General features: G+C 65.8%; 4 protein-coding genes. 3 read left to right on the plus strand and 1 reads right to left on the minus strand.

What is annotated here, in order from left to right; genetic code table 11:
• Nucleotides 1-144 precede the first annotated feature (144 nt).
• A complete protein-coding gene (locus tag QN357_RS17750; RefSeq protein WP_134449162.1) occupies nucleotides 145-1,173 on the minus strand; it encodes a LacI family DNA-binding transcriptional regulator in 1,029 nt (342 codons plus the stop codon).
• 306 nt (nucleotides 1,174-1,479) lie between these two features.
• Here QN357_RS17750 and QN357_RS17755 point away from each other — a divergent pair, with 306 nt between their 5' ends.
• The 3 genes from QN357_RS17755 (at nucleotide 1,480) to QN357_RS17765 (ending at nucleotide 4,949) form a co-directional block, all read left to right on the plus strand.
• Nucleotides 1,480-2,811: an ABC transporter substrate-binding protein gene (locus QN357_RS17755; RefSeq protein ID WP_134560671.1), complete on the plus strand. Its 1,332-nt coding sequence runs from the start codon at nucleotides 1,480-1,482 to the stop codon at nucleotides 2,809-2,811.
• Nucleotides 2,812-2,895: 84 nt separating this feature from the next.
• The gene (locus QN357_RS17760) at nucleotides 2,896-4,023 is read left to right on the plus strand and encodes a sugar ABC transporter permease (protein ID WP_323505291.1); all 1,128 of its coding nucleotides are present in this window, start codon (nucleotides 2,896-2,898) and stop codon (nucleotides 4,021-4,023) included.
• Nucleotides 4,020-4,949 carry a carbohydrate ABC transporter permease gene (locus QN357_RS17765; RefSeq protein ID WP_174774658.1) on the plus strand — a complete coding sequence of 310 codons (930 nt, stop codon included), beginning with the start codon at nucleotides 4,020-4,022 and terminating at the stop codon, nucleotides 4,947-4,949. Before QN357_RS17760 ends, QN357_RS17765 begins: the two co-directional genes overlap by 4 nt.
• Nucleotides 4,950-5,022: the final 73 nt, after the last annotated feature.

Consider the following 5,022-nt stretch of genomic DNA (forward strand, 5'->3'; position numbering starts at 1 on the left):
GCCCGCAACATCCCGACCCGAGTGTCAGGGACGTCCCGAGACATGAAGTGTCAGGGACGTCCCGAGACAGCACACCGCGGGTTAAGGGCCACAAGTGCACTCTCGCGAGCAGGGGGCGGTGCGGGGCGGATGCTGCGGAGCGGGTCAGGCGGACTCGCGCAGCACCAGGCTGGTCGGCATGATGTTGCGGTGCGGCACGGTCTCGTCGTCCGCGAGCAGGCGCAGGAGCAGGTCCGCCATTGCGAAGCCCATCTCCTTCGAGGGCTGGCTCACGGTGGTCATCCCGATCGGCCCCGAGGTGGCTGCCGGGCTGTCGTCGTATGCGACAACCGCGATGTCCCTCGGCACGGCCCTGCCCAGCTCGGCGAGGACGCCGAGCGCGCCGGTCGCCATCAGGTCACTCGCCACGAAGAGGGCGTCGATGTCCGGGCAGCGCTCGAGCAGGCGGCGGGTGGCCGCCGCGGCACCGGAGGCCGTGAAGTCGGCGTGCTCGACGGCATCCGTCGCGAGGCCCGCGTTCTCGAGCACCCGGCGGAACCCGGTGAGGCGGTCGATGCCTGCCGGCATGTCGACGGGCCCGGTGATCGTGCCGATCCGGCGCCTGCCGATGTCGACAAGGTGCTGGACGCCGCTCATGGAGCCCGCGATGTTGTCGACGTCGACGAAGTAGTTGTTCGCGCCGGAGTCGTTGGTCGGGCGCCCACCGAAGACGACCGGCATCGTGGATTCGAGGTCGGCGACGAAGTTGTCCCCGGTGTGGTGCGAGATGACGAGTGCCCCGTCGACGTTTCCCGCGCGCAGGTAACGCATGGTCTTGTGACGCGGGTCAGTCGAGGCGACCAGAAGGTTGAGCGTGTAGTCGCTCTCGTCGAGGCGCTGGGTGATGCCCTGCACGACGGCGGCGAAGTAGGGATCGCCGAAGAACTTCGTCATGTCTTCCGGCACGACGAGGGCGACCGACTGGGTCTGCCGGCTGGCAAGCGAGCGGGCAGCGCGGTTGGGCACGTAATTGAGCCGTTCGATCGCGGCCGTGACCGACACGACGACCTCGGGCCGCACCTTGGGCGACCCGTTGACGACGCGGCTCACGGTGGCGCGGGACACGCCGGCCTCGGCCGCCACCATTTCGAGCGTCGGCTGCGGCGGACGCGCGTTGCGGACTCCCGATGTCATGGGGTCAGTCTATTTGGATGCGCGCAGCGCGCTGGCACACCGGAGCCGGAGCGCCGTCCCGAGGCGGGCGCGGGGCACTCCGCAGGGTCGCGGCCGAATGGGTTTCGTGTCGCCTTGACAAGGGATCGGTGGGTGACCTAGTGTTGCGTTGATCAGTGAGAGCGCTCTCATACCAAAATGAGAGCGCTCTCACAACCCCGTTGGGCGGGCGCCTCTCCCTGAGAGCCACCCGCCAGGCGCCGGTCGCTTGCAACACACATTTCTCGCATTACACACACGCACAAACACGCACACAAAGGAGTGACAGTGAAGTTCTCACGACGCACCAAGGTCGGGGCAGCAGTAGCCTGCGCCGCATCCTTCGCCCTCATTGCGACGGGCTGTTCATCGGCAGGAACCGGCACCTCAGCCAGTGCCGCACCGGTCGAGCTGACCGTCACGACGTTCGGCACCATGGGCATGGATGCTCTCTACGCCCAGTACGAGGCCTCGCACCCCGGTATCACCATCAAGGCCAACAACATCGACACCGGTGGCAATGCCCAGACGGATGCCTTCACCAAGATCGCGGCAGGCAGCGGCCTCTCCGACGTTCTCGCCGTCGAGGAAGGCTGGCTGGGCGCGATTCAGAACGTCTCGAGCCAGTTCACCGACCTCAAGGCTTACGGTGCAGACTCGGTCAAGGACCGCTGGGTTTCGTGGAAGGTCGACCAGGCCACCGACAAGGACGGTCGCATCATCGGATACGGCACGGACATCGGCCCGGAGGGCATCTGCTACAACAGCAAGGCCTTCGCAGCAGCCGGTCTCCCGACCGACCGCGCCGCAGTCGCCACCCTGCTCGGGGGCAGCGGCTCCACCTGGGACAAGTACTTCGCGGTGGGCGAGCAGTACCAGAAGGCAACCGGCAAGGCGTGGTTCGACCAGTCCGGCTTCATCTGGAACTCGATGGTCAACCAGCTCCCCGAGGGCTATTACACCAAGGACGGCAAGCTCAACGTCGAGAACAACGCAGACCTGAAGTCCGCATGGACGAAGCTCGCCGCCGCAAACGCGGCCGGCCTCTCCGCCAAGCAGACCCAGTGGGACTGGAACAAGGGCACGTCGTTCACCGACGGCACCTTCGCAACCTTCATGTGCCCGGGCTGGATGCTCGGAGTGGTCCAGGGCCAGGTCAAGACCGCCGGCGGCGACGCCGTCGGCGCGACGGCCGGCTGGGACTTCGCCGACGTCTTCCCCGGAGGAGCCGCCAACTGGGGCGGGTCGTTCCTGACCGTTCCGACGCAGTCGAAGCACCCGAAGGAAGCCGCTGAACTGGCCACCTGGCTGACCGACGCCAAGCAGGAAGTCGCCGAATTCCAGGCGGCAGGCGCGTTCCCGAGCGTCACGGCCGCCCAGACCGATCCTGCACTCGCTGCGGGGACCGGCATCTCGGCCTTCTTCAACGACGCACCGATCGCATCCATCCTGAGCAAGCGCGCCGATGGCGTGAAGGCCCAGTACAAGGGACCGGATGACTCCACGATCCAGGAGAAGGTCTTCGGACCGTCCACGATCTCCCTCGATCAGGGCGTGTCAGGCGACAAGGCCTGGTCCGACGCCATGACGCTGTTCAACCAGCTCATCGTCAACAAGTAGCAGCAAGCATCCGCTCGGTGGGAGTGCCCCGGTACCTGCGCCCGCAGGCGCCGGGGCACTCCCGCTCGAAGGCAGAAAGCCACCATGACACTCACACGTGAACCAGAAGCCAGCAGCCCGCCGCGGCCCGACCGTACCGGTCGCAAGAGCGCCCTCACCTACAAGCACCGGCTCAGCCGCCTGGACGTGAAGCTCTCGCCCTACCTGTACATCTCGCCGTTCTTCGTGCTCTTCGGCGTCGTCGGCCTGTTCCCGCTGGTGTACACCTTCGTGGTGTCGCTCAACCACTGGAACCTGCTGAGCGGCCCGGGGGAGTGGGTCGGATTCGACAACTACGCCGCCGAACTGAACGACCCGCTGTTCTGGAACTCGCTGTTCAACACGATGAGCATCTTCCTGCTCTCGAGCATCCCGCAGCTCATCGCCGCGACCTTCATCGCCGCGGTTCTCGACCAGAACCTGCGGGCCAAGACCTTCTGGCGCATGAGCGTCCTGATCCCGTACGTGGTGACTCCGGTCGCCGTCGCGCTGATCTTCTCGAACATGTTCAGCGAGCAGAACGGCATGATCAACCACCTCCTGAGCTTCGTCGGCGTCGATCCGGTGATGTGGAAGACGGATGTCTTCCCCAGTCACATCGCGATCGCCAGCATGGTGAACTGGCGCTGGACCGGGTACAACGCCCTCATCCTCCTCGCCGCCATGCAATCGGTGCCGCGCGACATCCACGAATCGGCAGCCCTCGACGGGGCCGGATTCTTCCGCCGGTTCTTCTCGATCACGCTGCCGAGCATCCGCCCCACCATGATCTTCGTGATCATCACCGCCACCATCGGTGGCCTGCAGATCTTCACGGAGCCTCGCCTGTACGATGCGACGACCCCGACGCCGGGCGGCGCCCACCGGCAATTCCAGACCACCGTGCTCTATCTCTGGGAGATGGCGTTCCAGCGGCAGAACTTCGGCAAGGCCTCGGCCGTCGCCTTCATCCTGTTCCTCATCATCGTGGCGTTCGGCGTCCTGAACTTCCTGATTTCTCAGCGCATCGCCACCACGGATTCCCGCACGGACGTCAAGTCTGCGAAACGGGTGCTGCGGCGCAAGGCCGCGGCCGACCGGGAGGCTGCACTGGCGGCATCCGGAGCGGGCGAGCCCGTTGATTCCCCTCCATCCAGCACGCTCCCCACCGGCGCGAAGGAGTCCAGATCATGACCGGCACACTCACCCCAACTCCCACCGAGCCGGTTCGGCCGGCCCGGCCCGTCAAGCCCCGCGCCGAGAAGAACCCCGCCGGGCGGATGAAGGGCCACAAGGGCCTGGGGATCGACAGACGACCCGGTTTCCTCACGTACGGCATCCTGCTCGCCCTGTTCCTCGGTGGTGCGTACCCGCTCTGGTGGTCGGTCGTCGTCGGCTCGAGCTCATCATCCGTATTGAGCCAGGAATGGCCGCCGCTCCTCCCGGGCGGACAGTTCTGGATCAACGTCGCCGCCGTCTTCGACACGATCCCGTTCTGGCAGGCGCTGCTCAACAGCGTCGTGGTGTCGACGATCATCACGGTCTCCGTGGTCTCGTTCTCCACGCTCGCCGGCTACGCCTTTGCGAAGCTGCGCTTCCGAGGCAGCAACGGGCTGATGGTCTTCGTCGTCGGGACCATGGCGATTCCCACCCAGCTCGGGATCATCCCGTTGTTCATCCTGATGCGTCAGTTCGGCTGGACCGGTTCCGTCGGTGCCATCATCATCCCGACCCTCGTCACCGCGTTCGGCGTGTTCTTCATGCGGCAGTACCTCGTCGACGTCATCCCCGACGAGCTCATCGAGGCAGCCCGTGTCGACGGCGCGAACATGATCACGACCTTCTGGAACGTCGCGGTGCCCGCGGCACGACCGGCGATGGCGATCCTCTCGCTGTTCACCTTCATGATGGCCTGGACGGACTTCCTCTGGCCGATGATCGTGTCCCCGCAGAACCCGACACTCCAGGTCGCGCTCAGCCAGCTCCAGTCCGCCAAGTACGTGGACTATTCCGTCGTCCTCGCCGGCGCCGTGCTCGCGACGCTTCCCCTGCTGATCCTGTTCGTCCTCGCCGGCAAGCAGCTCATCTCCGGCATCATGGCGGGCGCCGTCAAGGGCTGATTCCCGTCCGATCAGAAACGCGAAAGCGGGTGAATCGTCGTTCTCGAATGGTGAGAACGACGATTCACCCGCT

It is taken from the genome of Cryobacterium sp. RTC2.1, assembly GCF_035018685.1.
Lineage (GTDB): Bacteria > Actinomycetota > Actinomycetes > Actinomycetales > Microbacteriaceae > Cryobacterium > Cryobacterium glucosi.